Source organism: Pseudomonas sp. 2hn (assembly GCF_019646095.1).
GTDB lineage: Bacteria > Pseudomonadota > Gammaproteobacteria > Pseudomonadales > Pseudomonadaceae > Aquipseudomonas > Aquipseudomonas peradeniyensis.
The window spans coordinates 4,282,781-4,308,629 of sequence record NZ_CP081016.1; the positions used below are offsets into that span (position 1 = coordinate 4,282,781).

A 25,849-nucleotide genomic window follows, 5' to 3' on the forward strand; every position below is an offset into this window, starting at 1 on the left:
ACTATACATTGGCGTCATGCTAGACACTTCCTGATACTTGTCACCACACAACCTTGCCTGCAACGAGACTGCCCATGAACACCCCGACTCTCGGCCGCGCCCTGATCCTGCTGATGGCCACCGCCACCGGCCTGGCCGTGGCCAGCAATTACTACGCCCAACCGCTGCTGCACAGCATCGCCCAACAGTTCGGCCTGAGCACCGCCAGCGCCGGCACCATCGTCATCGCCGCCCAGCTCAGCTACGGCGCCGGGCTGCTGTTGCTGGCGCCACTGGGCGACCTGTTCGAGCAGCGCCGGCTGATCGTCACCATGGTGCTGATCGCCACTGCCGGGCTGGTGATCAGCGCCTGCGCGCCGAGCCTGCCGTGGCTGCTGTTCGGCACCGCGCTGACCGGGCTGTTCTCGGTGGTGGCCCAGGTGCTGGTGCCCATGGCCGCCGCCCTCAGTGCCCCAGAGCAGCGCGGCCGCGCCGTGGGCACGCTGATGAGCGGGCTGTTGCTGGGCATCCTGCTGGCGCGCACCGCCGCCGGGTTCATGGCCGAACTGGGCGGCTGGCGCAGCATCTATGTGCTGGCGGCGGTGCTGATGGCGATCAGCGCCCTCGCGCTTTACCGCAGCCTGCCACAACACCACAGCCATGCGGGGCTCAAGTACCCGGCGCTGATCGGCTCGGTGTTCCGCCTGTTCGTCGAGGAACCAGTGCTGCGCCTGCGTTCGCTGCTGGGGTTGCTGGCGTTCAGCCTGTTCGCGTTGTTCTGGACGCCGTTGGCGTTCCTGCTGAGCAATGCGCCCTACCACTATTCCGACGCGGTGATCGGCCTGTTCGGCCTGGCCGGGGCAGTCGGCGCGCTGGCGGCCAACTGGGCCGGGCGCCTGGCTGATCGCGGCAAGGGACCACTGGGGACCACGGTGGGGCTGGTAGCGCTGCTGCTGTCGTGGGTGCCGCTGGGCTTTGCGCAGCAGTCGCTGGCGGCGTTGCTGGTGGGGGTGCTGCTGCTCGACCTGGCGGTGCAACTGGTGCACGTGAGCAACCAGAACGCGGTGATCGTGCTGCGGCCGGAGGCGCGGACGCGGCTCAATGCCGGGTATATCACCTGCTACTTCATCGGCGGGGCGCTGGGGTCGTTGCTGGGGACGCAGCTGTTCGAGGTGCATGGCTGGGACGGGATCGTGGTGGCCGGGCTGGTGATCGGGGCGCTTGCGCTGGTGGTATGGGGGTTGGCCGAGCGCAAGCGCGGGAAACGCCTGAGCGCCGGGATGTCCCCCCTGTAGGAGCGGCCTCGTGCCGCGAAAGGGCCGCGTAGCGGCCCCGGCAGTATCAGCTTGATGCTCGAATCCTGGGGCTGCTTCGCACCCCTTTCGCGGCACAAGGCCGCTCCTACAGGGATTTGTGCATGCCTGGTCAGCCTGACTTGCCCTCGATGAACGCCTCATCCACCCGCGCCAGCTGTGTCTCGCTCAACACCCCGGCCTGGTAGTGCAGCTTGATCCACGCCAGCAGGTAGTCGTAACGCGCCTGGGCCAGGTCGCGGCGGGTGGTGGCCAGCTGCTGCTCGGCGTTAAGCACATCCAGGTTGACCCGCTCGCCGCCCTGCACGCTCTTGCGCGTCGACACCACCAGCGCCTCGGCCGCCACCAGCGCCCGCTCGTAGGCGCGCAGGCGGCTGGCGCCGGACTCGCAGGCGTTGTACTGCCTGCGCAGCTCGATCAGCGCGCTGCGGGTGTTGCCGTCGAGCTCGTACTCAGCCTGCTCCAGGTGGCGGCTGGCCTGGCGGGTCGAGGCCAGCACGCCGCCCCCGGCGAAGATCGGCACGCTGACTTCGATGCCCACGGTGTTGGTGTCGTAGCGCTGGTTGTAGGTGTTGCCGCTGTCCGACTCCTGGCGCCGCGAGGTGGCGAACGCGGTGACCTTGGGCAGGTGCCCGGCACGGTTGCGCTCGACTTCGTACCGCGCCACTTCCAGCGCCTGGCGTGACGAGGCCAATTGCGGGTTGTTGGCCAGGGCCCGCTCCTGCCAGGCCTCGTAGCCGCTAGGGTCGACCACCGGCAGGGCGAAGCCCAGGCGCAGCGGCGCCAGGTCTTCTACCCGCACCGCCGGCTCGCCGATCAGCGCCCCCAGCTCGCGCAGCGCGGCATCCTGCTCGTTGCGCGCCTTGATCTCCTCGGCATCGGCCAGCTCGTAGCGGGCCTGGGCCTCGAGGATGTCCGTGCGCGTGCCTTCGCCGGCGTCGAACAGGCGCTGGTTCTGCTGGAATTGCTGACGGTAGGCCTGCTTGCTGGCCACGCTGATGGCGATCTGGTCCTGGGCGAACAACGCCTGGGTGTAGCTGGTCATCACCCGCACCAGCAACTGCTGGCTCTGGTCGCGAAAGCTTTCGTCGGCGAACAGCGCCTGGGCCACGCCCTTGCGGTAGCTCGAATAGGCTTCGTAGTCGAACAGCGGCTGCTGGAGGATGAAGGTCGAACCCATGCTGTTGTAGTTGCGGTCCTCCTTCTGCCGGCGCGAATCACCGAGGTAACGCACCTCGGAATCGTTGCGCCCCTTGTTGTAGCTGTACGAGATGTTCGGCAGCAACCCGGCACGGCCGATGGCCCGGTACTCCTGGCCGGCCTCGCGGGCCTTGAATGCCGCCAGGTAGGTCGGGTCGCGGCGCAGGGCCTGCTCGTACACCTGGAACGGCCCCATGGCCGCCTGGGCGGCGGTCGGCAGCCAGGCGCAGGCCAGCAGCAGCCCGATCAGTGGGAACTTCTTCACTGGCGGTCCTTATTGTTCGGTCAAGGCGGTGCCTGCACGGTCGAGCAGGGGTTTGAACAGGTAGTTGAGCAGCGAGCGCTCGCCGGTGCGCACGAACAGCTCGGCGGGCATGCCCGGGCGGATCGCCAGCCCTTCGAGACGCGCCAGCGCTTCTTCGCTGACGGTGCTGCGCAGCACGTAGTACGGTTGGCCGCTGCGCTCGTCGATCAACTGGTCGGCCGACACCAGCGCCACCTCCCCGGTCACCCGTGGCGTGCGGTTCTGGTTGAAGGCGGTGAACAGGATGTCCACCGGCAACTGCGGCGCCACCTTGTCCACCAGGTTCACCGGCAGGCGCCCTTCCACCTCCAGCGCGGTGCCCTGGGGCACGATTTCCAGCAGGGTATCGCCAGCACGCACCACAGCGCCCTCGGTGTGCACGCCGAGGTTGACCGCCACGCCGTCGGCCGGCGCCAGGATCTCGCTGTGCTGCAACTCGAAGTGCGCGGAGTTGAGCTGCTGCTCCAGGGTCGCGGCCTTGACCTGGGCGTCGGCCAGCTGCGTGCGCACTTCCTTCTGGTACTCCTCGCGGCGCTGTTGCAGGTTGAGCCGCGCCTCGACGATCACCTGTTCCAGGCGCGCGCTCTCGCCGGCGTTCTGCGCCAGGTCGCGCTGCACCTGCGACAGTTGCCGCTGGTACTCGAGCACACGGTTGCGCGGGATGTAGCCGTCGCCGGCCAGGGGGCGCAGGCTGTCGAGCTGCTCGCGCAGCGAATCGGCCTGGGCCTGCAGGTCGCTGCGCGCGCGGCGCATACCGGTCAGCTGGGCCTGGGAGCCGTCGATGCTGGCAGCCAGGGCGCCCTGCTCGCGGGCCTGGGCCTGGCGGCGGCTGTCGAACAGCTGGCGCTGGCCTTCGACGATCAGCGCAAGGCGAGCGTCGGAAGCCTCCAGCAACTCTGCTGGAAACTGCACCTGCCCCAGGTTGTCGCGCTCGCTCTGCCAACGCGCCAGGGCGGCGCGGGTCATGCGGTACTGGGCCTGCAGCGCATCGACATCGGCCTGCACCTGGGTGCGGTCGAGGCGGAACAGCGGTTCGCCCTGGCGCACCAACTGGCCTTCGCTGACCAGAATGCGGCTGACCACGCCGGCGGCCATCGACTGCACCGCCTTGCGCTTGCCCGAAACCACCACGGTGCCCTGTACCGGCACGCCCTGGTCAAGCGGGGCGAGGCTGGCCCAGGCCATGAAACCACCAAAACCGACCAGGGTCAGCAGCCACCCCAGGCGAACATGGAAACGTGCATCACGGGTGTGCTGGCTCATGCGCCACCTCCGGCTTGCAGCGGGCGTTGCGCCGGGGCCTGGCCCATGGCATGGAGGATGTCGCGGGCCGGGCCGAAGCCCTGCATACGCCCTTCGTTCATCACCAGCAGCTTGTCGGCCTGGGCCAGCGCCGCGCTGCGGTGGGTCACCAGGACCACGGTGCGACCCTGGGCCTTGAGCTGGACGATAGCGCTGGCCAGCGCGGCTTCGCCGTGGCTGTCGAGGTTGGAGTTGGGTTCGTCGAGCACGATCAGCCGGGCATCGCCGTACAGGGCGCGGGCCAGCGCGATACGCTGCTTCTGGCCACCGGAGAGGTCGACGCCCTCCTCGCCCAGGCGCGTGTCATAGCCCTGGGGCAGGCGCAGGATCAGTTCGTGCACGCCGGCCAAGCGGGCCGCCTCGACCACCTTGACGCCGTCCAGCTCGCCGAAGCGGGCGATGTTCTCGGCGATACTGCCGCGCAGCAGTTCGATGTTCTGCGGCAGGTAGCCGATGTGCGGGCCCAGGGCATCGCGGTCCCACTGACTGAGCTCGGCGCCGTCGAGGCGCACATGGCCGCTGATCGTCGGCCACACGCCGACCAGCACCTTGGCCAGGGTCGACTTGCCCGAGCCGGAAGCGCCCAGCACGCCGAGCAGCTCACCCGGCGCCAAGGCGAAGTTCACCTGCTGCAGGGTGGCCAGGTTGCGCCCGGGCGGGCCGGCGCTGACCTGCTCCACCGCCAGTTGCCCGGTGGGCACCGGCAGGGGCATCGGCGTCGGCGGCTCGGGGTGCTCGCGCAGCAGGACGTCCAGGCGCTGGTAGGCCAGCTGCGCGCCGCTCCACTGCTTCCACACTGCGATCAGCTGGTCGATCGGGGCGAGCACCCGGCCCATCAGGATGGAGCCGGCGATCATCATGCCCGGGGTCATCTGCCCCTCGATCACCAGCAGCGCGCCCAGCCCCAGCACCAGCGATTGCAGGCACAGGCGCAGGCCCTTGCTGGTGGCGGTGATCACCGCCGAGGTGTCGCTGGCCTTGTTCTGCAGGTCGAGGAAGCGCCCATGCAAGGTGTACCAGCGCTGGCGCAGGGCACCGAGCATGCCCATGGCCTGGATGCTCTCGGCGCTTTGCAGCTGGCTGCCGGCCAGTTGCGTCGATTGCTGCTGGAAGCCACTGGCCTCGGCCAGGGTGGCGTGGGTGAGGCGTTCGTTGAGGATCGCCAGGGCGATCAGCAACAGCGCGCCGACCGTGGCCATCACCCCCAGCCAGACGTTGAAGGCGAAGATCACCGCCAGGTAGATGGGGAACCAAGGCGCATCGAAGAAGGCGAACAGCGCGGGGCCGGTGATGAACTGGCGCAGCTGGGTCAGATCACCCAGGGCCTGGCCGGCGGCGCCGTCACGCTGGCGCAAGTTGCGCTCGAAGGCGGCGCGGTAGACCTTCAAGTTGAAACTTTTCTCCAACTGGTTGCCCACGCGGATGACAATGAAACTGCGGACTGCTTCAAGCCCGCCTATATAAACGAAGAAGCCGACCACCATCAGGGTAAGCACCCACAAAGTTGTGGTGCTCTGCGAACTCAGTACACGGTCGTACACTTGAAGCATATAAATCGACGGCACCAGCATGAGCAAGTTGATCAATGCCGTGAAACAGCCCACGCTGATCAAGGTCGACTTATGTTCGCCGAGTGCCGCCCACAAAGGCGCCCCGGGCTTTTTGCTCGGTAGTTTCATGTTTCGCCCTGGCTCGCCCGGAACTTTTTAGTTCCAGGTGGGAATTATTTGTCGAGGCGCTCGAGCACCAGTTGCTTGCCGTCCGGGGTGGTCCAGGCGTAGCGCTGGGCGCCTTCGCGGCTGAAATGCACCACACTGCTGCCGTCACCGCCCACCAGGGCCAGGGTGTCGGGGGTCACCAGCCAGCTGCCGGGCCGCAGGCCTATCAGCCCTTTGGCACACTCCAGATCACCTTCGATTTCGCCTTCCGTGGCGCCAAGACGCAGGTCGCAGGCCTGCGCTTGCTGCTGTTCGGGGTAAAGCTGCCAACGGCCGGCCAGTTGCGCGGCGTTGGGGAGTAACAGGCTGCTCGCCATGACTACCTCGGTCATCGACATCATGGGGACCGCGGCCAGCGCGATCGTTCTCAGGTTTGCTTTCATTGCTTCGCCTCACCGGCAAAAGGGGCGACGCGCGAGCGCCGCCCCCCTGTTGCATCAGACCACGATGTCGGTGACAGCGGCCTGGCCAACGGTGGTCACCAGGAAGTCAGCCGAGCTGTTTCCGGTGAAGTCGATGGACAGGCTGCCCAGGTTGGTGGCCTGGTCGTAGGTCAGCAGCGCCTCGCCGGCATGACCGGTAAAGGCGTTGACGAACTGCAGCGGCAGCTTGTTCACGGCGAACGCGGAGATGGCCGACAGGTCGATCTTGTCCACGCCCGAAGTGAAGTCCATGATGCGATCCGGCGCCGCCTTGGTGGAGTCGCTGACGGCCGCGAACACGAAGGTGTCCGAGCCGGTGCCGCCCCACAGCTGGTCTGCACCGCCGCCGCCGTAGATGATGTCGTTGCCGGCACCACCCTTGAGCACGTTGGCCAGCGCGTTGCCGATCAGCAGGTCGTTGCCCGAGCCGCCGAAGGCGTTTTCGATGGTCACGCCCTTGGCGATGGAAACGTTGCCGACCATGCCGCCGACGTCGGAGAACGACGCTTCGTTGAGGTTGATCTTCTGGTTCTGGGTGAACCCGGAGAAGTCGAAGGTGTCGTTGCCGCCACCGTCCCACACCGAGAACACCAGCTTCGACGAGGCCGAGGTGGCCGAGTAGAAGTCGCGATCAGCGGTGGAGTTGAAGCCGTAGGTGGTGTCGTTGGCACGGGTGGCGTAGTTGGCGCCGTAGAGCTTCTGGATCGCCAGGATGTCGTCCATCAGCGGGGCCGAGGCGTAGTACTGACCGCCGCCCTTGACGAAGTTCTGCCCGTTATTGCTCTCGCTCCAGTAGCTCATGATGCTGTAGCCACGGGTGTCCTGGGCGTAGTCGGCGTCCTTGTAGGTCGGGTTGCCCTCGCCAGCGTTGTAGTCGCCGGGGTGGGACAGGCCCAGTACGTGACCGATCTCGTGGGTCAGGGTCTGACGACCGTAGTTGCCGGTGCCCGGGTTGATGTTGACCTGGTAGCCGCTGTTGATCAGGTACCAGGATTCACCCTTGTGCGAGCCCGGGCCGTCGAACGGCAGGTAGGCAAATGCCGCGCCGCCGTTGCTGGCACTGAAGTTGCCGTAGGTCATGTGGCCATCGCCACCCGATGCCGCCTCGGTGAAGGTGACCTTGGCCACGTCAGCCCAGGACTGCATGGACAGCTTGGCTTGTTGCTTCTGCAGGTCGCTGAACTGGCTGAAGGTGCCCAGTCCGCGGCTGTAGAAGTCCGCCGGTGCCTTGGTCAGGAAGGTGTAGGTGAGGCTGATCGTGCCGTCCTTGTTCAGGTCTTTCCAGGCAGCGCCGTCACGCAGGATGTGATCGGCGGCCTGGTCGGCCGTGAAGGACTTCTTGCCATTGATGTTCGCGCCGCCGCGGTCGTACTGGTGGGCAAAGCTGTCGATCAGACCGAAGGAAGAACTTGGCCCCTTCGGTTGCAGTGCGGAAACGGCGGAAACAATGGCGTTTTCTTTGACTTTCGACATGCAGATTACTTCCTTGTGTACAAAAAAGCAGTTGATGTCCGACAGGGTTCTCCCACCGGGCGAGAACTTCCTGTCACTCGCCTTTATGAGGCGCAAAAAAACTGACACACATTGAAACTTGATGTCCAGCGTTTTTTGGCGTCATTTTTTCGTTTTCGAAAATTAAACTGCGCCGCACTAATTTGCGCAAACTGCGATGGATCAAAGGCGCCAGCGACAAGCATTAGTTACAGTCATGCCCCATGGCAGTTATAGACAACGGTTCGAAGTTTACTTTCGAAAATGCGACTTTCACTTGTTGAGCGCCGCCGCTCGCTCGTCTATGCGCTTTACTGCGCGACAACCCGCCACACGACCCTCCGTCGCCTGCTCGTTGACTTGCCAGCGTGGCAAGCGCTCAGTAGGCGTTGGTCAACGACCCCTTCCTGACAGGACGACACAATGACAAGACTCACGGTGCAATCCGGCGATTTCTTGCAAGGTGAAGGCGAGTATCGCAATGGAGCGCTCACACTCAAGACCCCGCGCAGCCCCTCGCCCGGCGAGCGCATTTCGCTGGCGCGGATCGAGGATCTGAAGCTGGCCAACCTCGAATCGACCCGCAGCCTCGGTAGCGCCCTTGGTTGGGGCGTGGCCGGTGCCCTGGTGGCCGGTCCGGTCGGCCTGCTGGCCGGTCTGCTGCTGGGCGGCAAGGAGGAGGAAGTCACCTTCCTCGCCACCTTCAAGGATGGCCGCAAGCTGCTGGCCATCACCGACGGCAAGACCTGGTCGAAGATCGACGACAACTGGCGCCGACACCAGAGGCCGGCCGCGGCCTGAATCCACGGCTGCTTCGTTCGTTCTGACATTACAGGCCTGATTGCCGGCAAGCCGGCTCCCACAGGGGCAGATGCATCTGTAGGAGCCGGCTTGCCCCACGAACCCCGGCGCAGCCGGTGCCATGCAACGCACCAAGGCAATCGCGGGGCAAGCCCGCTCCCACAGGGCATGCATCAGCCATACGAACGTTTCCCCTGAAACATCGAATCCCCCCTTGGCAGCCTGCTACCATGGCGCCCTTTTGCCTGCCCGACAGCTGCCGAGCGATAACGGCGCGTCCACTTTTCAAGGAGCCTTGCATGACCCCGCTTCGCCCCCGCCTGCCCCTTGGCCTGCTCGGCCTGGGCCTGGCCCTGCACAGTGGCCAGGGCCTGGCCGAGGACAGCGTGACCCTCGCCCCGGTGCGCATCTCCGAGGTTCAGGACAACAGCGGCTACCAGGCACGCGAAGCCCAGGTCGGCGGCCTGCACAGCGCGCCGCTGCTCGACACCCCGGCCTCGGTCAGCGTGTTCAGCCGCCAGCTGCTGGACGACCGCCAGGTGCGCAAGCTGAGCGAGGTGCTGCAAAGCGATGCCTCGGTGGGCGAAAGCTACGCGCCGATCGGCTACTACGAGAACTTCAACGTGCGCGGCTTCGAGCTCAATGCCGCCAGCAGCTACCGGATCAACGGCCAGACCATCGCCGGAGAACAGAACGTGGCGCTGGAAAACAAGCAGCAGGTGGAGCTGCTGAAGGGGCTGTCGGGGCTGCAGAGCGGCGTGTCGGAGCCCGGCGGGCTGGTCAACTACGTGACCAAGCGCGCCGAGGACGTGCGCTCGGTCACGGTCTCGACCAACGAACAGGGCGAACGCTACCTGGCCACCGACCTGGGTGGCTGGTTCGGCGCCGAGCGCCAGTTCGGCCTGCGGGTGAACCTGGCCCACGAGGACATCCGTTCCTATGTCGACCACGCTGACGGCAAGCGGGACTTCGCCTCCCTGGCGCTCGACTGGCAGATCAACCCGAATGCCGTGCTGGAACTGGACGCCGAGTACCAGCACCGCGAGCAATACTCGGTACCGGGCTATCAACTGCTCGGCGGCAAGCAGCTGCCCCACAGCGTCGACCCCAAGGACCATCTGGCCTGGCAGTCCTGGGCCAAGCCGGTGCAGAACGACTCGCTGAACCTGGGCGGGCGCTTCAAGTACCAGATCAACGACAACTGGAACGGCACTTTGAGCGCTTCGCGCAGCAAGGTGGTGATCGATGACTACAGTGCGTTTGCCTGGGGCTCGAGCGAGGGCGCCTTCTTCGGCAGCAACGGCGACTACGACATCTATGATTTCCGCAGCCCCGACGACACCCGGCGAATCGACGAGGCACAGGCCACACTCGATGGACGCTTCGACGCCCTGGGCGTGAGCCATGAGCTCACCGTGGGCACCAGCGCGCAACGCCGTACGCTGGATCAGCGGCCGTACTACAACGAATGGATCGGCAGCGGCAATATCAACGCGAATGCGCCAGCCTACGAGCCCTCCGGCAAACCGGTCGGCGCCAGCGAACGCCGCCTTGACAGCCGCCAGTACGGCCTGTTCTTCAGCGACCGCATCACCTTCGACGAGCACTGGCAGACCGTGATCGGTGCCCGGGAGGTGCGGCTGGACGAGAAGACCTGGAACGAGAACGGTGTCGCCGGACGGCATACCCGGCAGTATCAGTTGCTGCCCAATGCGGCACTGATCTACAAGCCGCAGCCCGATACCACGCTCTATGCCAGTTACTCGAAGGGCCTTTCCGCCGGCGGCACTGCGCCCTGGTTCGCCAGCAACGCCGCCGAGATCCTCGCCCCCACCCTGTCGCGCCAGCTCGAAGTCGGCATCAAGCGCGATTGGCAGGGCATGAGCTTCAGCGCGGCGCTGTTCCAGATCCGCCAGGCCTACCAATATGCCCGCCCCGACGACACCCCGGCGCCGACCTACGTGCAGTCGGGCCAGCAGAAGAACACCGGTCTCGAACTCGGCGCCAGCGGCTGGGTGACCTCCAACTTGCAGATCCAGGCCAGCGCCGCGGCGATCCGCGCCCGCGTGCAGAACAGCGACACCGACGCCTACGAAGGCCACCAGGCGATCAACGTCCCGCGCCTGCGCGCGGCGCTGCAGGCCGACTACGCCCTGCCCGTGCCCGGCCTGGCCCTGCTCGGCGGCGCCCGCTACAGCGCCAGCAAGTACGCCAGCCACACGGGCGACGCAGAAGTCGGCGGCTATACCGTGTTCGACGTCGGCAGCCGCTACCGCACGACCATCGGCGGCTACGACACGGTGCTGCGCCTGACCGTGGACAACGTCTTCGACAAGCGCTACTGGCGCGACGTGGGCGATTATCTGGGCGACAACTACCTGTTCCAGGGGGCGCCGCGCACGGCACGCCTGTCGGCTTCCGTCAGTTTCTGACAGCGCCATCGCGGGGCAAGCCCGCTCCCACGCCAAAGGGAGCGGACTTGCCCCGCGATCAGGGCCTCAACAAAAACGCGAGACAAACAAAAAGCCCCCGAACCTTTCGATTCGGGGGCTTTTCGTAGAATGTGGCGGTGAAGAAGGGATTTGAACCCTTGATACGATTTCTCGTATACACACTTTCCAGGCGTGCTCCTTCGACCACTCGGACACTTCACCGTTTTCCCTTCAAGCTATTCAGCCTGTCGAGGCGCGCTAATTTAGTAGAAGCCTTTTCCTTTGGCAAGCATTTTTTTCAGAATTTTCATGCGCTTAAGCCAATCGACCGAAAAACCGGGGCAATCAGGGCAATGCTGCCATTGTGCCCAGCGCTTTTCCCGCCCCTCGTGCCCCCGCCCCGGTGGCACAGGGCACAAGGACGCGGCGCTGACTGACCAGTCAGTCTTGGCGCTTTACCTGGCCGGTGCCGCTGGGTAACGTCATCGCCACGCCCTCCAAAGGACTCTGCCATGAGCGAGCTGATTACCTACCATGCCGAAGACGGCATCGCCACCCTGACCCTGAACAACGGCAAGGTCAACGCCATCTCCCCGGATGTCATCAAAGCCTTCAACGCCGCGCTCGATCGCGCCATCGAGGAGCGCGCGGTGGTGATCATCACCGGCCAGCCGGGCATTCTTTCCGGCGGCTACGACCTCAAGGTGATGACCGCCGGCCCCAAGGAGGCCGTCGGCCTGGTCACCGCCGGTTCCACCCTGGCCCGCCGCCTGCTGTCGCACCCGTTTCCGGTGATCGTCGCCTGCCCCGGCAATGCCGTGGCCAAGGGCGCCTTCCTGCTGCTGTCGGGTGACTACCGGATCGGGGTCGAAGGCCCCTTCAAGATTTGCCTGAACGAAGTGCAGATCGGCATGACCATGCACCACGCCGGTATCGAGCTGGCCCGCGACCGTTTGGGCCGCGCGGCGTTCCAGCGTTCGGTGAACAACGCCGAGGTGTTCGACCCTCAGGGCGCCCGTGAAGCCGGCTTCCTCGACAAGGTGGTGCCCGCCGAGCAGCTGCAGGAAACCGCCCTGGCTGCGGCCCGTGAATTCAAGAAGCTGAACATGCTGGCGCACAAGAACACCAAGCTGAAGGTACGCAAGGCGCTGCTGGAGGCGCTGGACGAGGCGATCCTGGCGGACCAGAACCATCTGGGCTGATTGCCGAGTCTACTTCTCTGTAGGAGCGGGCTTGTCCCGCGAACACCATCTACGCGGTGCGTGGCACCGGCTTCGCCGGTGTTCGCGGGACAAGCCCGCTCCTACAAGGGCCTGCCTGACGCTTGTCGAGCATTTGCCCCTGACAGTGCACACCCGTACACTGCGCCGCGACTGTCCGGTGTGAGTCGTACCATGCTTTTTATGCTTCGCATGCTCCTGTTGGCGCTGCACTTCCTGCTCGTAGGTGTCGTCGGTCTGGTGATCGGCCTGCTGCGCCCGTTCAATCCCGACAACAGCCGCCTGTTCGCCCGCCTGTACAGCGTGCCGGCCGCCTGGCTCATGCGCATCAAGGTCAAGGCCGAGGTCGGTCCGTTGTGGGACCAGCCCCCCGGCTGCGTGATCATCGCCAACCACCAGTCCAACTATGACCTGTTCATCCTCGGCCAGGTCGTGCCGCGCCGCACCGTGGCCATCGGCAAGAAGAGCCTGGGCTGGATTCCGCTGTTCGGCCAGCTGTTCTGGTTGGGCGGCAATGTGCTGGTCGACCGCAAGAACGCCTACCAGGCGCGCAAGGCCATGCAGACCACCACCCGGACCCTGCGCGACGACACCTCGATCTGGATCTTCCCCGAAGGCACGCGCAACCCCGGCGAGCAGTTGCTGGCGTTCAAGAAAGGCGCTTTCCACATGGCCATCGAGGCCGGTGTGCCGATCGTGCCGGTGTGCGTCAGCCGCTATACCCAGCGCCTGGGCCTGAACAGCTGGCGCCAGCGCACCGTGGTGATTCGCTCGCTGGCCCCTATCGCCACCGCGGGCCTGACCCAGCAGGACCTGCCCGCGCTGATCGAGCAATGCCGCAGCCAGATGCAGCATTGCATCGACCATATGGAAAGCGAGCTCACCGCGCCCTGATCGGCGTGCGGACTTGCCCCGTGCCGCTACACAGCCCAAGCTGTGTAGCGTGTTCAATCGGATAAGCGGACAACCATGGGTCGAGTCGTCGCATCGGCGGTGTACAGCGCCGGCAGGAAGGTCACCAATATCAGCCTCGACGAGGGCGCTGAATGGGCGCGCAAGCCCGGGCACTTCGTCTGGATCGGCCTGGAAGAGCCCAACGCCGAGGAACTGGCCAACCTGCAGCGCCAGTTCGGCCTGCACGAGCTGGCCATCGAGGACGCCCTGGAAAAACACAGCCGGCCAAAGCTCGAGACCTTCGGCGACGCACTGTTCATCGTCACCTACTCGCCGGTACGCCACGAGGGAAAGCTCGAGTTCATCGAGACCCATATCTTCGCCGGCAACGGCTACATCATCACCTGCCGCAACGGCCACTCGAAATCCTACGCCCTGGTGCGCCAGCGCTGCGAGGCGCGCCCGCTGCTGCTCGAACACGGCGAGGACTTCGTGCTCTACGCCCTGCTGGATTTCGTCACCGAGAACTACCAGCCGGTGAGCGAGGCCATCCACGGCGAGATCGAAGAGCTGGAACAGAGCGTGCTGAGCAATTCGCTCAAGGAAGAGGACATCCAGCGCCTGCACAGCCTGCGCCGCGACATCCTGCGCCTGCGCCGCTACGTGGCGCCGATGGTGGAGATCAGCGAGGAGCTGCAGCGCCTGAGCTTCCCGTTCATCGACAAGAACATGCGCCCGTACTTTCGCGATGTGCAGATCCATGTCACGCGGCAGATGGAAGACCTGGCCGGGATCCGCGACATCGCCAGCCAGACCATCGAGATCGGCATGCTGCTTGAGTCGTCACGACAAAGCATCACCCAGCGCAAGTTCGCGGCCTGGGCGGCGATCCTGGCGTTTCCCACGGCAGTCGCCGGCATCTACGGGATGAACTTCGAGAACATGCCGGAGCTTGCATGGCGCTACGGTTACTTCGGCGTGCTGGGGGTGATCGCTCTGGGCTGTTCGGGGTTGTACTACAGCTTCAAGCGTTCGGGCTGGCTGTAACGCCAATCGCGGGCGAGCCCGCGATTGGCGTCGATGCGGATCTCAGGTCGCGCGAGTGCCGGACTGCTGGACGAAGCGCAGCATCCACTCGCCCACCAGATCCCCCTGGTGCTCGGTGGCAAGGCTGGCCACCGCCTTCTCATAGACTTCATTACCCAGCGACGCCTGTCGGGCGTCGAGCAATGCCCGGGAGTAGTCATGGACGAACTCCGGGTGCCCCTGGAAGCACAGCACCTGGTCACGGATGTGGTAGGCGGCGTTCGGGCAGAAGTCGCTCGAGGCGATCACTGTGGCCCCTTCAGGCAGCTCGGTGACCTGGTCCTGGTGGCTGATCAACAAGGTCAGCTCGGACACCTGCGGGTCCATCCACGGCGCATGGGCCGCCAGGCTGTAGCGGTGAACCCCCACGCCCCAGCCCTTGTCGGCGCGCTCGGCCTTGCCGCCGAGGGTCAGCGCCAGCAGCTGGTGACCGAAACACACGCCCAGCAGCTTCTCGCCACGTTCGTAGAGCTCGAGCAGGTAGGCCTTGAGCGTCTGGATCCACGGATCGTCGCCGAACGAGTCGGCCTTGCTGCCGGTCACCAGGTATGCATCGAAGCGTTCGCCGTCCGGGGGATAGTCGCCGTTCATCACGTTGTACACATCGAATTCGGCCGCGATCGGCTGACGCGAGAACAGCTGCTCGAACATCCTTCCGTAGCCCTGGTACTGCGCGATCAACTCCGGTCGCAGGACATCGGTTTCAAGGATGCAGATGCGTAACGACATAGGGGTAGTCCTGAACGACATGTGGGTGGGATTTGCTGTAGAGACTGACGCGAAAGGGCCGTACAAGCAAGTAGGATGTCCGGACGAACGGTAGGCCCTGTAACCCTTGGTAACCCCTGCCGCGCACTCGTCTAGCCTGAGCGTGCCAGCGGGGTGGCCAGTGGCCTTAAAGCCATGAGGAATCGACATGATAAATCTTAGAACAAAGGGTTCTGAAACAGGGATGACGCGGGCCCTACTGTTGGTTGTATATCCAGATACACGCGGCAAGCAGGAACGGCGTGGCATCACGCCGCTGCGATCGACCCGACGCTAGACAAGGAAGCCAAGGGTTATTCAGGAATAACAACAAGAAGGCGGTCCGCCATGTTCAGACAATCCAAGGTACGCCAAGCCGGCCTCATACTCTTCGCCACGACGCTGCTACTGATCCTGCCGAACCTCACCCGGCTGTTCGGCTGAACGCGGCGGTGGCCTTTTCCGACCACGCGTGGGTAATCTTCCGACCTTGACGGTTGGAGATTGCCCATGCGCCTGTGTCTTGCCCTGCTCTGCCTGCTGCTCGCTCCGACATTGTCGGCGGCGCAGCTGAACCTCGAACTGGGTGGCGACAGCCGGCACTGGAGCAGTGAACAGCTACTTGCCCATCCGCAGGCGCGAAACATCACCATCGAACAGGACGTGGCCTACAAGCGCACCTTGCATTACCGCGCCGTGCCCCTGGCGGTGCTGCTGCAGGGCGTGAACCCGAGCGATCACCTGCAGGCCGTGGCCCTCGATGGCTTCGCCGCCGAGATGCCCGCCGGACCGCTGCTGCAGGCGGGCCCCGCGCAGGCCTGGCTGGCCATCGAAGACCCCAGCCACCCTTGGCCCGCGCTGAGCAAAGGCAAGCCAGGCGCAGGGCCGTTCTACCTGGTATGGACCCAACCCCAGGCCAGCGGTATTCGCCCGGAACAATGGCCGTATCAGATCGCCAGCATCCGCCGCCTGCCCCCGGTCGAGACGCGCTTCCCCGCCCTGCTGCCCGACCCCGCCGTGGCCGAGAACGACCCGGTGCGCCAGGGTTTTGCCCTGTTCCAGCAGAACTGCCTGGCCTGTCATCGCCTCAATGGCGCCGGCGACGCGCACCTGGGCCCGGACCTGAACCTGCCGCACAACCCCACCGAGTATTTCCAGCCGGCCTACCTGCGCCAGTACATTCGCGACCCGCAGAGCCTGCGGCGCTGGCCACAGGCGAAGATGCCCGGGTTTTCCAGCCAGGTGCTGGATGAGCCGGCGCTCGATGCCGTGCTGGCGTACCTGAAGCATATGGCGGGGCGCAAAACGCACTAATGGCCTCGCAGGGCCTAGGCGATCGGCCTTTCCTGCTTGACGCCCCAGCCCTCGACTTCGCCGCCATAGGGTGACACGACCCGTTCGAAGGCCTGCTCGAAGGCGCCGATGCCGCCATGGGTGGCGTACATCACCTTGCTCAGTTCCAGGTGCCAGGCTCCGTCGTCGCGCTCGCTCACCTGGGCGTTGAGCGATTCGCCACGAAATTGCCCCGCCGCCCTGCGGGCACCGGCCTCGCTGGGGAACACGGCATAGAACTCGATGGGGTGGATGCGGGTGAAATCGAAACCGCCAGCTTTCATCTGGCGCAGGACACTGCTGCTGATGTCGTCGTTCTGGCTGCTCATGAAACGTCCTCCTGCAAAGCAATGGATAGACTTTCCGTGCACAACGCACCTGCCTGGCACACAAGGAATGCCTGACAATACGAGCGGATTGCAAGACGCGATGAAAACGGCGGCGGCCCGCAGAGAAGGCCGGCGCCTGACTTGAGCGTAGCGCCTGGGTTGGCGCTACGCCAGAGACACCCGATTCAGGGCGCTTCGCGAATGGTGGTGATGGTCACGCCGCTCTGTTCCTTGAGCCAACGTGCCGTGGGGGAAAAGCTGCGGTCCTGGAAGTCGTTGAGGTCCAGTTCGTCCATGAGCGGAAACAGCCGCGAACGGATCGCGCGGGCGGCATCCTCCTCGCTGGGGCATTGCTCGGCATTGAGCAGCAGCGTCTGCGGCTCGCCCTTCTGGTCGGCAAAGCTGACTTCCCATGCTTTCATCGATCAACCCTCGCTGACGCAACGGTGAATGGAACGGCGTACTCACTTGACCATGGCCCAGGGATGAATGTTCAGCCATGCACATGAAACCGCATGAAAAAAGCCCGCCGGTTCAGGGCGGGCTTCATGAGGCTGACGGCGGCCTTACTTCGGCGTGCCGTGGACGACACCGGCGGTGTTGTCCAGCAGGCTCTTGGTCGCGGTCTGGATATAGGCCTCGAGTTTCTTGAGCATTTCCGGCTGGTCCGGGCTTTCGATCAGCTCGGCCTTGAACTCGCGGCCCAGCTGGTAGCGGTACATCCGCGGGGTCATGTCCTTGGACTCGATGAGGATGCGGTCGCCCTGCACCAGGCCGACGATCTGCTCGCTGCCCGACGGTTTGATCATGCCCACGCCCTGGTCGCCCTCAGGCAGGTTGAGCAGGTCGCGGCCCCAGCACTGGTGACGGGCCTGGCCACCGAGACGGCCCATGATGGTCGGCACGATGTCGACCTGGGTACCCACGGTGTGGTTGACCGCGCCGAACTTCTCCTGGATGCCCGGGGCGATCAGCAGCAGCGGCACGTTGAAGCGGCCCAGGTCCAGCTCGGTGACCTGCTGGTGGTTGCCGAAGCCATGGTCGCCGACGATGACGAACAGGGTGTCCTTGAAGTACGGCTCCTTGCGGGCCTTCTCGAAGAACTGGCCCAGCGCCCAGTCGGAATAGCGCATGGCGGTCAGGTGCTCGTCCAGGCGGCCTTGCCCGGTGACCTTCTCCACCGGCAGGTCCTTGGGCAAGGCGTACGGCGTGTGGTTGGAGAGGGTCTGCAGCAGCGCGTAGATCGGCTTCTTGCCATCGTGCTTGGCCAGCTCTTCGTTACCGCGGTTGAACATGTCCTGGTCGGACACGCCCCAGGTCGGGTCGGAGAACACCGGGTCGACGAAGTCGTTGCGGCCGATGAAGGTGGTCATGCCCTGGTTGCCGAAGAACCCGGACTGGTTGTCCCAGGCGAAGTCACCGTTGTAGACGTAGACATCGTCATAGTCGCGGGCACTGAGCAGCGCCGGCAGGCCGGACAGCTTGTGGCCGCCTTCCGGGGTCTGCATCAGGTACTCGAAGCCCGGCAGGTTGGGGAAGCAGGCCATGGTGGCGAACATGCCCTGGTGGGTATGGGTGCCGTTGGAGAAGAAGCGGTCGAACAGCAGACCCTCCTTGGCCAGCTTGTCGAAGTACGGGGTGATGTTGTTCGGGCTGCCCAGGGCGCCCACCGAGTGACCGGCGAAGCTTTCCATGAGGATGACCACGACGTTCTTGACCGGCAGCGTGTTCGCCACAGGCGGCACGAAGTCACGACGGATCGCCGCCTCGTCGGCATCGACCAGGGTGTCGTTGGCGGTCAGCAGCTGCTCGCGCACGGTCTGGGTGGCCAGCGGCTGCTCGAGTACCGGCTTCCAGATGTTGGCGCGGTCCTCGCCGAAGCGGCTCTTGGCGGCGTCGATCAGGGTCAGCGTGCCGTTCAGGCCCAGCTGGTTGACGAAGTTCGAGTCGGTGGTGAAGGCATCGCCCCAGCGCATCGGCGGGCCCTGGCGCAGGGTGCCGCGGGCGGCGACCACGGCCACCAGCAGCACGACCATGAACACTGCCAGGCGGCCGTACCACGGCGCGAGCTTGCGGCTGCCGGCGGGCTGGAGGCTTTGCTCGCCACGGGTCAGGCGATCGATGCCCTTGAACAGCAGGCTCAGCAGCCAGGTGCCGACCAGCCAGGCCAGCAGGTAGCGGACCACCGGGAAGCCGTACCAGAGCATGCTCATGACGGTCTTGGGGTCTTCCTTGATGTACTGGAACACCAGGCCGTTCAGGCGCTGGTGGAACTCGCGGTAGAAGTCCATCTCCATCAGGCCGAGGAACATCACCACGCTCGAGGCGATGGTCAGCCAGAAGCGGAAGAAGCCGCGGCGGGCCATCAGCCAGGGGCTGAGCAACGCCAGCAGCAACGGGATGCTGATGTACACCACCACCCGCAGGTCGAAGCGCAGGCCGTTGAGGAAGCCTTCGGCGACGGTCGAGTTCGGCGTGTCGCCGATCATGTCGCTGTTGTAGACCAGCAGCGCCAGGCGCACCAGGCTGAGCATCAGCATGATCACCAGGCCACTGAGCAATGTGTAGGCCAGGTGGGATTTCAGGGTCGGCGAGAACGAGCCTCGCACGCCCTGTTGCTTCAAGGCGTCCGTGTTAGCCATGAATGGAGAGGTCCTAGGATTGCGGTTTGCGGGAAGGCGAAGTCGCCGACAGCCTGGTGGTCGGCCCTCGAACGCGAGGCGAGACCAAGGCCGCATTGTGCGGCGCGGATTTTCAAAAATCGAGTGTGAAAATTTTGTCGAGAGCAACTATCGCTTACATAACCTGTAGGAGATCGCGCAACCTTTCGGGCTGCGCTGTCGCGCAGGGAACTGGGTTGCCAGCATCACCAGCGTGGGAGCGGGCTTGCCCCGCGATCACCGGCGAAGCCGGTGCCCAACACCGCATCGCGGGGCAAGCCCGCTCCCACGCTGCTCCAGTTAAACCAACTAAATCAACAAGCAACGCCGGTGCCATGTCCCCATAGTCAGATCCGCACATTGCCCCGCGGCCCGGCGATTGCCCAGATGATCAGCCCCAGCACCGGCAGCAGCAGGATCAGCAGGATCCACAGCACCTTGATGCCGACCTCCGCGCCGCTCTTGAGCACATTGAGAATGGCCCAGATATCCAGGGCCAGGATGATCAGGCCGACCAGGCTGTTGAAGGTGGACCCCATGGTGGCGCTCCCGCACGGTAAATGTGTTCAAGAGCATAGCTGGCTATGGCCCCGATAGAAGGGAATCCTTGGCCTGGCGCACAGGTCAGTGGATAGACTGCTGTCATTCACTGCTCCGAGGTTCGCATGCCCCCTGCCCACACCCAAAACGCCGCCCCCGACTCACTATTCAACGCCTGGCGGCAACAGGCCCAGGAAACGCCCTGGCTCAGCGCCGGCCTGGCCCTGAGCCTGCTGGCCGTCGCCGCGCTGTTGCTGGCGAGCCTGTGGAACGCGGTCAACGGCGACCACGCCGACAACCTGCACCTGGCCCTGCTCGGCGGGTTGTCGGGCTTCGGCGCCACCGCCCTGGGCGCCGTGCTGGCGGTGATCCTGCGCGACGTCAACGCCCGCACCCAGGACGTGATGCTGGGCTTTGCCGCCGGCATGATGCTCGCCGCCAGTTCGTTCTCGCTGATCCTGCCGGGCCTGGACGCCGCCCGTGAAATCACCGGCAACGGCCCGGCGGCGGCCTTCACCGTGGTCCTGGGCATGGGCCTCGGGGTGCTGCTGATGCTGGGCCTGGACCGCTTCACCCCGCACGAGCATGAAAGCACCGGGCCTTGTGGCCCGCAGGCCGAGCGGGTCAACCGGGTGTGGCTGTTCGTGCTGGCCATCACCCTGCACAACCTGCCCGAGGGCATGGCCATCGGTGTAAGCTTCGCCAACGGCGACATGAACATCGGCCTGCCGCTGACCAGCGCCATCGCCATCCAGGACATCCCCGAAGGCCTGGCCGTGGCCCTGGCCCTGCGCGCCACGGGGCTGTCGAACTTCAAGGCGATGATGGTGGCGATCGGCTCGGGCCTGATGGAGCCGCTGGGCGCGGTGATCGGCCTGGGCATTTCCACCGGTTTCGCCCTGGCCTATCCGATCAGCATGGGCCTGGCGGCGGGGGCGATGATCTTCGTGGTGTCCCACGAGGTGATCCCGGAGACCCATCGCAATGGGCACCAGACCGCGGCGACGCTAGGGCTGATGGGCGGGTTCGCGGTGATGATGTTTCTTGATACCGCGTTGGGTTGAGGCCGTCGACAATCCGCACCGGCCTCTTCGCGGGTAAACCCGCTCCCACAGGGATCTCGCAGCATTGGAGATTCTGTGGGAGCGGGTTTACCCGCGAAGAGGCCAGCACACGACTCAGACGTGCACCGCCACCTTCAAGGCCTCCAGCGCCGGCTCCACCTTGATGCCTACGGCCTCGCCCAACTCCAGCACACGGGCCAGGTCGTTCTGCCCCACCATCACCATCTGCAGCTCGTCATCGAGCAGCTGGCTGAAGTTCAGCAGCACGTAGCCACCGGCTTCCTTGTTCAGCGCGCCCATCTGCACCTGGATGCGGTTGAGCGCGGTCAGCGCCTCGGTGCGCGCCAGCTGCTTGGGCTTGAGGGTGAACGGCACGCTCTTGTCGAACGAGTCGCTGATCCGCTGGAACAGGTCCTGGTAGCTGTCGGCCTGGAACAGCACGGTATCGGGCAGGCTGCCGACCACCACCCATTCGCCCAGCGGGAACGGGAAGGTGTCGTCGTAGTTGATGTCCGGGTTGGCGGCGAGGAAGGCGGCGGGGTCGGCGTAGGCCTGGGCGGCCTCGGCGGCGATGCGCTCGATGTCCTCGTCGCGCATGCAGCCGGCGCCGATGAGGCTGATGAATTCGAGCAACTGGTCTTTCATGGGGGGCCCTGCGGATTGACGTGAAAGGCGCCAAGGATAGCCGCAAACGCCCCCTAAGGGTTAGCCGGCCTTCGCCTCCAGGCGTGCGGCGGCATCCACCGCGCCCATGGTGCGCGCGGCCGTCAGCGCGGTGGCGCCGGCCGCGTCACGCCGTGCCGGATCGGCCCCCTGGGCCAGCAGGTAGTCGATGATCTCCAGGCGGTTGAACATCGCCGCCAGCATCAGCGCGGTGCGGCCGTCCGCGGCGGCGGCATCCACCGGCACGCCGTGCTCGAGCAGCAGGCGGATCATGGCCAGGTCGCCCTTGAAGGCAGCGCCGGCAATCGGCAACTGGCCGTTGTCATTGGCAATCAACGGATCGGCGCCATGGGCCAGCAGCACCCGCACGGCGTCGTGGTGGCCATGGTAGCTGGCCAGCATCAACAAGGTGTCGCCCTTGTGGTTGCGCAGGTCGGCGGGCAGGCCACCGTCAAGCAAGCGGCCGAGCATCGTCGCGTCGCCGCGGCGGGCGCGCTCGAAGACCTCGTCGGCGAAGGCCGCGGTTTCTTCGGCGGTCATGGTGGCGGGCTGGTGATCGGACATCGGGAACCTCCTGGCATCTGGCAATGGGCCAAGTGTCCATCAGGCAGCGGCGAGCGGTCCAAGGTTCAGATTCTATCGGCTGCAGAGAGCCAGTCTATGACCGTGCAAAATGCACTGTGCAAAATGCACGGGCGTGCAGATTGCAATGCACAACCTTGAGCAAACAAATTTAACTCATTGATTTAAAAGGATTTTATCCAAATAAAAGGCTGGCACGGTCACTGCAATCATCAACTCAAGTCTGCCAGTACAACAGTCAGGAGTTGATATGGACCTCATCCAGGAAAAATTCGCCTCGGTCTTCGCCGCCTACCAGGTCACCACTCAACCGCGTCCGGACGGGGGTGTACTGCTGACCCTGCGCGCCAGCGACGGCGTGGTGACCCGCCGCGTGCTGACCTACGCGCAACTGCACAGCGCCGAGCAACTGTCCTGGGCGATCAGCGCCATCCGCCGTGACCTGGCCGGGCAGCCAAGCGAGCTGCCGGTAATCTCGATGCTGCAGAGCCAGCAGCGCTTCGCCCTGCCGACCTACCGCTGATCGCGCAACCCTCTTCGCGGGGCACGCCTGCGCTCACCCAAGGACAGCGTGAGCACAGGCGGCCCCGCGAGCCAATTCCTTTAGAATTCGTCGAGTCCGGCAAATTGCCGGGCCGTGGCATCGCCGGTGAACCGCGGCTGCACCGCCGAGTCACTGGCGAACAGACGCAGGGCCAGGCAGAACGGCGTGGCGCCCAGGTCCAGCCAGCGGCGCGTGCCGGCCGGCACCACCAGCACATCATCCTTCTCACACAGCACGGCGTACACCGCATCCCCCAGGCGCAGGCTGACCTGGCCGCGCCCGCTGATCAGCGCGAACACTTCCTCGCCGTCATGCACATGCTCGTCGCGCAGGTCAGCCTGGCTCGGGTCGACGCCATCGCGGCTGAGCACGCCGAACACCCCGCTGCCATAGGCAGTCATCAACTGGTCGAGCGGCCCACGGCACGCGGCGACCACCTCATCCTGGCTGCTGCCCGGGCGCAGCCGCGCACCAGACTGCCAGCGGCCGAAGCGCACGCCCTGCTCGGCCAGGGTCGCGGCGATGTCGTCGTGGTGGGTCAGCACCTTGTGCGGCAGTTCCGGGCTGGACGGGTCGAATACGCTGAGGATGCTCATCAGGGGTGGTTCCTGCTGTCTTTGAGTCGGAAGGCAATGATAGCGGCTGCCGCGAGCGCCGCGACGCTGGCCATACCAAAGGTGAAGTGCGGGCCCAGCAATTTCCAGCTGTAGCCCGAGTACAGGGCGCCCAACGCGCCGCCGGTGCCCGAGAGCGCCGCGTACAGCGCCTGGCCCTGGCCCTGCTGGCGGGCGCCGAAACTGGCCTGGACGAAGGCGATGGCCGCGGCGTGGAAGCAGCCGAACGTGGCCGCATGCAGCACCTGGGCGAACACCAGCACTGCCGGGAGATCCGCCAGGTTGCCCAGCAGCAGCCAGCGCAAGGCGGCCAGCACAAAGCTGGCCAGAAGCACCTTGCGCACGGAAAAACGGGCGAAGATCCGGCTCATGGCCATGAACACCAGTACCTCGGCCACCACTCCGAGCGCCCACAGCAGACCGATGGCACCACGGCTGTAGCCCAGGTGCTCCAGGTGCAGGGTGAGGAAGGTGTAGTACGGCCCGTGGCTGAGCTGCATGAGGGCCACGCACACATAGAAGGCCAGCACGCCGGGTGCCCGCACCTGCGCGAGGAAGCCCCCTGCCCCGCGACGCTCGGTCTGCTCCACGGGTTGCGCGTTGGGCACCCAGAGGCTGGCGGCGACAATCCCGGCCATGATCGCCACCAGCGCCACCGGGTAGATGTCCAGACTCAGCCATTCGAACAGGCGCCCAAGCCCGACCACCGCGAGGATGAAGCCGATCGAGCCCCATAACCGCACCTGGCTGTAGCGCGCCGTCTGGCCATGCAAGTGGGCCAGGGTGATCACCTCGAACTGCGGCAGCACCGCATGCCAGAAGAACGCGTGCAGGGCCATGACCATCGCCAGCCAGGCATAGCTCTTGGCGAAGAAGATCAGCGAAAAGGTCGCCAGTGTCGACAGCGCGCCCAGGCGCACGATCAGCAGGCGCTGGCCGCTGCGGTCGCCCAGCCAGCCCCACAGGTTGGGAGCGATGCAGCGCATCAACATGGGGATGGCCACCAGCTCGCCGATGCGCGCCGGGGAGAAGCCCAGGTGATCAAAATACAGGGCCAGGAACGGCGCGGTGGAGCCGAGCAGGGCGAAGTAGAAGAGGTAGAAGCTGGAGAGGCGCCAGTAGGGGATCGGGGGCATGGGATGGGCCTTGTGTGAGCCTGCACCGGCCTCTTCGCGGGTAAACCCGCTCCCACAGGGATCTCACAGCATTGGAGATCCCTGTGGGAGCGGGTTTACCCGCGAAGAGGCCGACCCTGGCTAAGTCAGAGCTGGCCCAGTACCGGGGTGCCCACTTTCACGTCGGCATTCTGCGCCCGGTGGCGCAGCAGGTGGTCCATCAAGGCGATGGCCATCATCGCCTCGGCGATCGGCGTGGCGCGGATGCCCACGCATGGGTCGTGACGGCCCTTGGTAATCACCTCGACCGGGTTGCCGTCGACGTCGATCGAGCGGCCCGGGGTGGTGATGCTCGAGGTCGGCTTGAGCGCCAGGTGGGCGACGATCGGCTGGCCCGAGGAGATACCGCCGAGGATGCCGCCGGCATTGTTGCCGAGGAAGCCCTCGGGGGTCAGTTCGTCACGGTGCTCGGTGCCACGCTGGGCAACGCTGGCAAAGCCGGCGCCGATTTCCACGCCCTTGACCGCGTTGATGCTCATCAGCGCATGGGCAAGCTCGGCGTCGAGGCGATCGAAGATCGGCTCGCCCAGGCCCGGCATCACGCCTTCGGCGACCACGGTGATCTTCGCCCCCACCGAGTCCTGGTCGCGGCGCAGCTGGTCCATGTAGGCCTCGAGCTCCGGCACCTTGTCCGGGTCGGGGCTGAAGAAGGCGTTCTGCTCGACCGAGTCCCAGGTCTTGAACGGGATCTCGATCGGGCCGAGCTGGCTCATGTAGCCGCGCACGCGAATACCCTGGGTGGCCAGGTACTTCTTGGCGATGGCGCCGGCCGCCACGCGCATGGCGGTCTCGCGTGCCGAGCTGCGGCCACCGCCGCGGTAGTCGCGGATGCCGTACTTGTGGTGGTAGGTGTAGTCGGCGTGGGCCGGGCGGAACAGGTCCTTGATCGCCGAGTAGTCCTTGGACTTCTGGTCGGTGTTGCGGATCAGGAGGCCAATCGAGCAACCGGTGGTACGCCCTTCGAACACACCGGAGAGGATCTCCACTTCATCCGGCTCCTGGCGCTGGGTGGTATGCCGGCTGGTGCCGGGCTTGCGCCGGTCGAGGTCGTGCTGCAGGTCGGCGAGGGAGATTTCCAGGCCTGGCGGGCAGCCGTCGACAATGGCGACCAACGCCGGGCCATGGCTCTCGCCAGCGGTGGTGACAGTGAACAGCTTGCCGTAGGTATTGCCGGACATGGACGCTCCGCGAATCTGCCTGAGGTGATCGAAAGCGGCAGTATACGGAAAACGCTACAGGATGGGTTGCCCATGCCGGCCTCTTCGCGGGTAAACCCGCTCCCACAGGGATCGCGCCAGATTCTAAAAATTGAGCAAGACAGTTGCTCCCACAGGCCGGCCCATCTCACTGTGGGAGCGGGTTTACCCGCGAAGAGGCCGGCACGGCAAGCGAGCCATGCGAACCTTCATCGCCCTGCAATGTCTCAATGACACCTAG

24 protein-coding genes and 1 tRNA gene are annotated in these 25,849 nt (G+C 65.3%); 9 read left to right on the top strand and 16 right to left on the bottom strand.

Annotated features, from left to right (window positions below; translation table 11 throughout):
* Positions 1–74: 74 nt before the first annotated feature.
* On the top strand, positions 75–1,274 hold the full coding sequence (locus tag K2O50_RS19360; RefSeq protein WP_050704659.1) for an MFS transporter: 1,200 nt from the start codon (positions 75–77) through the stop codon (positions 1,272–1,274).
* A 130-nt stretch (positions 1,275–1,404) separates the two neighbouring features.
* Here K2O50_RS19360 and K2O50_RS19365 read toward each other — a convergent pair whose 3' ends face one another.
* From K2O50_RS19365 to K2O50_RS19385, 5 genes are read right to left on the bottom strand one after another with little or no spacing between them, the layout of a single operon-like run.
* Positions 1,405–2,757 (bottom strand): TolC family outer membrane protein, encoded by a 1,353-nt coding sequence (locus K2O50_RS19365; protein ID WP_050704658.1) that lies wholly within the window; start codon positions 2,755–2,757, stop codon positions 1,405–1,407.
* A 9-nt stretch (positions 2,758–2,766) separates the two neighbouring features.
* Positions 2,767–4,059, bottom strand: coding sequence for an HlyD family type I secretion periplasmic adaptor subunit (locus K2O50_RS19370; RefSeq protein ID WP_050704657.1), 1,293 nt, complete (start codon positions 4,057–4,059; stop codon positions 2,767–2,769).
* Positions 4,056–5,777: a type I secretion system permease/ATPase gene (locus K2O50_RS19375; RefSeq protein WP_050704656.1), complete on the bottom strand. Its 1,722-nt coding sequence runs from the start codon at positions 5,775–5,777 to the stop codon at positions 4,056–4,058. The genes K2O50_RS19370 and K2O50_RS19375 overlap by 4 nt, the downstream gene beginning before the upstream one ends.
* Before the next feature lie 44 nt (positions 5,778–5,821).
* Positions 5,822–6,199, bottom strand: a complete 378-nt coding sequence (locus tag K2O50_RS19380) for an AprI/Inh family metalloprotease inhibitor (RefSeq protein WP_050704655.1) — start codon at positions 6,197–6,199, stop codon at positions 5,822–5,824.
* Between the two features lie 54 nt (positions 6,200–6,253).
* On the bottom strand, positions 6,254–7,711 hold the full coding sequence (locus K2O50_RS19385) for a serralysin family metalloprotease (RefSeq protein WP_050704654.1): 1,458 nt from the start codon (positions 7,709–7,711) through the stop codon (positions 6,254–6,256).
* A gap of 441 nt (positions 7,712–8,152) precedes the next feature.
* Between K2O50_RS19385 and K2O50_RS19390 the strand changes: the two genes are divergently transcribed.
* Complete coding sequence (locus K2O50_RS19390) at positions 8,153–8,530, top strand: hypothetical protein (protein WP_050704653.1); 378 nt, start codon at positions 8,153–8,155, stop codon at positions 8,528–8,530.
* A gap of 299 nt (positions 8,531–8,829) precedes the next feature.
* Positions 8,830–10,962: a TonB-dependent siderophore receptor gene (locus K2O50_RS19395; protein ID WP_050704652.1), complete on the top strand. Its 2,133-nt coding sequence runs from the start codon at positions 8,830–8,832 to the stop codon at positions 10,960–10,962.
* 132 nt (positions 10,963–11,094) lie between these two features.
* Here K2O50_RS19395 and K2O50_RS19400 read toward each other — a convergent pair.
* Positions 11,095–11,184 (bottom strand) — tRNA-Ser (locus K2O50_RS19400).
* Between the two features lie 290 nt (positions 11,185–11,474).
* On the opposite strand from K2O50_RS19400, the gene K2O50_RS19405 reads away from it, so the two are divergent.
* From K2O50_RS19405 to K2O50_RS19415, 3 genes are all read left to right on the top strand, one after another.
* Complete coding sequence (locus K2O50_RS19405) at positions 11,475–12,164, top strand: crotonase/enoyl-CoA hydratase family protein (RefSeq protein ID WP_050704651.1); 690 nt, start codon at positions 11,475–11,477, stop codon at positions 12,162–12,164.
* A gap of 192 nt (positions 12,165–12,356) precedes the next feature.
* Complete coding sequence (locus tag K2O50_RS19410; RefSeq protein WP_050704650.1) at positions 12,357–13,076, top strand: 1-acyl-sn-glycerol-3-phosphate acyltransferase; 720 nt, start codon at positions 12,357–12,359, stop codon at positions 13,074–13,076.
* A 75-nt stretch (positions 13,077–13,151) separates the two neighbouring features.
* A complete protein-coding gene (locus K2O50_RS19415; RefSeq protein WP_050704649.1) occupies positions 13,152–14,123 on the top strand; it encodes a magnesium and cobalt transport protein CorA in 972 nt (323 codons plus the stop codon).
* Between the two features lie 42 nt (positions 14,124–14,165).
* Here K2O50_RS19415 and K2O50_RS19420 read toward each other — a convergent pair whose 3' ends face one another.
* Positions 14,166–14,891, bottom strand: a complete 726-nt coding sequence (locus tag K2O50_RS19420; RefSeq protein WP_050704648.1) for an amidotransferase — start codon at positions 14,889–14,891, stop codon at positions 14,166–14,168.
* A 528-nt stretch (positions 14,892–15,419) separates the two neighbouring features.
* Between K2O50_RS19420 and K2O50_RS19425 the strand changes: the two genes are divergently transcribed.
* A complete protein-coding gene (locus K2O50_RS19425) occupies positions 15,420–16,223 on the top strand; it encodes a cytochrome c (RefSeq protein ID WP_050704647.1) in 804 nt (267 codons plus the stop codon).
* 14 nt (positions 16,224–16,237) lie between these two features.
* On the opposite strand, the gene K2O50_RS19430 is transcribed toward K2O50_RS19425, so the two are convergent.
* The 4 genes from K2O50_RS19430 to K2O50_RS19445 form a co-directional block, all read right to left on the bottom strand.
* Positions 16,238–16,570, bottom strand: coding sequence for a ribonuclease E inhibitor RraB (locus tag K2O50_RS19430; RefSeq protein WP_028691757.1), 333 nt, complete (start codon positions 16,568–16,570; stop codon positions 16,238–16,240).
* Between the two features lie 185 nt (positions 16,571–16,755).
* Positions 16,756–16,992 (bottom strand): hypothetical protein, encoded by a 237-nt coding sequence (locus K2O50_RS19435; protein WP_028691758.1) that lies wholly within the window; start codon positions 16,990–16,992, stop codon positions 16,756–16,758.
* Between the two features lie 144 nt (positions 16,993–17,136).
* Complete coding sequence (locus K2O50_RS19440; protein ID WP_050704646.1) at positions 17,137–19,212, bottom strand: LTA synthase family protein; 2,076 nt, start codon at positions 19,210–19,212, stop codon at positions 17,137–17,139.
* 365 nt (positions 19,213–19,577) lie between these two features.
* Positions 19,578–19,769 (bottom strand): PLDc N-terminal domain-containing protein, encoded by a 192-nt coding sequence (locus tag K2O50_RS19445; RefSeq protein ID WP_023629733.1) that lies wholly within the window; start codon positions 19,767–19,769, stop codon positions 19,578–19,580.
* 126 nt (positions 19,770–19,895) lie between these two features.
* Here K2O50_RS19445 and K2O50_RS19450 point away from each other — a divergent pair, with 126 nt between their 5' ends.
* On the top strand, positions 19,896–20,834 hold the full coding sequence (locus K2O50_RS19450; protein WP_050704645.1) for a ZIP family metal transporter: 939 nt from the start codon (positions 19,896–19,898) through the stop codon (positions 20,832–20,834).
* A 114-nt stretch (positions 20,835–20,948) separates the two neighbouring features.
* Here K2O50_RS19450 and K2O50_RS19455 read toward each other — a convergent pair whose 3' ends face one another.
* Both K2O50_RS19455 and K2O50_RS19460 read right to left on the bottom strand, forming a co-directional pair.
* Positions 20,949–21,479, bottom strand: coding sequence for a hypothetical protein (locus K2O50_RS19455; RefSeq protein WP_050704644.1), 531 nt, complete (start codon positions 21,477–21,479; stop codon positions 20,949–20,951).
* 60 nt (positions 21,480–21,539) lie between these two features.
* Positions 21,540–22,061, bottom strand: coding sequence for an ankyrin repeat domain-containing protein (locus K2O50_RS19460; protein ID WP_050704643.1), 522 nt, complete (start codon positions 22,059–22,061; stop codon positions 21,540–21,542).
* Between the two features lie 268 nt (positions 22,062–22,329).
* On the opposite strand from K2O50_RS19460, the gene K2O50_RS19465 reads away from it, so the two are divergent.
* A complete protein-coding gene (locus K2O50_RS19465; RefSeq protein WP_028691763.1) occupies positions 22,330–22,602 on the top strand; it encodes a DUF3509 domain-containing protein in 273 nt (90 codons plus the stop codon).
* 80 nt (positions 22,603–22,682) lie between these two features.
* Here K2O50_RS19465 and K2O50_RS19470 read toward each other — a convergent pair whose 3' ends face one another.
* The 3 genes from K2O50_RS19470 to aroC form a co-directional block, all read right to left on the bottom strand.
* Positions 22,683–23,219, bottom strand: coding sequence for an oxidase (locus tag K2O50_RS19470; RefSeq protein WP_050704642.1), 537 nt, complete (start codon positions 23,217–23,219; stop codon positions 22,683–22,685).
* Complete coding sequence (locus tag K2O50_RS19475; protein WP_050704641.1) at positions 23,219–24,373, bottom strand: MFS transporter; 1,155 nt, start codon at positions 24,371–24,373, stop codon at positions 23,219–23,221. The genes K2O50_RS19470 and K2O50_RS19475 overlap by 1 nt, the downstream gene beginning before the upstream one ends.
* 125 nt (positions 24,374–24,498) lie before the next feature.
* Complete coding sequence (aroC, locus tag K2O50_RS19480; RefSeq protein ID WP_050704640.1) at positions 24,499–25,590, bottom strand: chorismate synthase; 1,092 nt, start codon at positions 25,588–25,590, stop codon at positions 24,499–24,501.
* Positions 25,591–25,849: the final 259 nt, after the last annotated feature.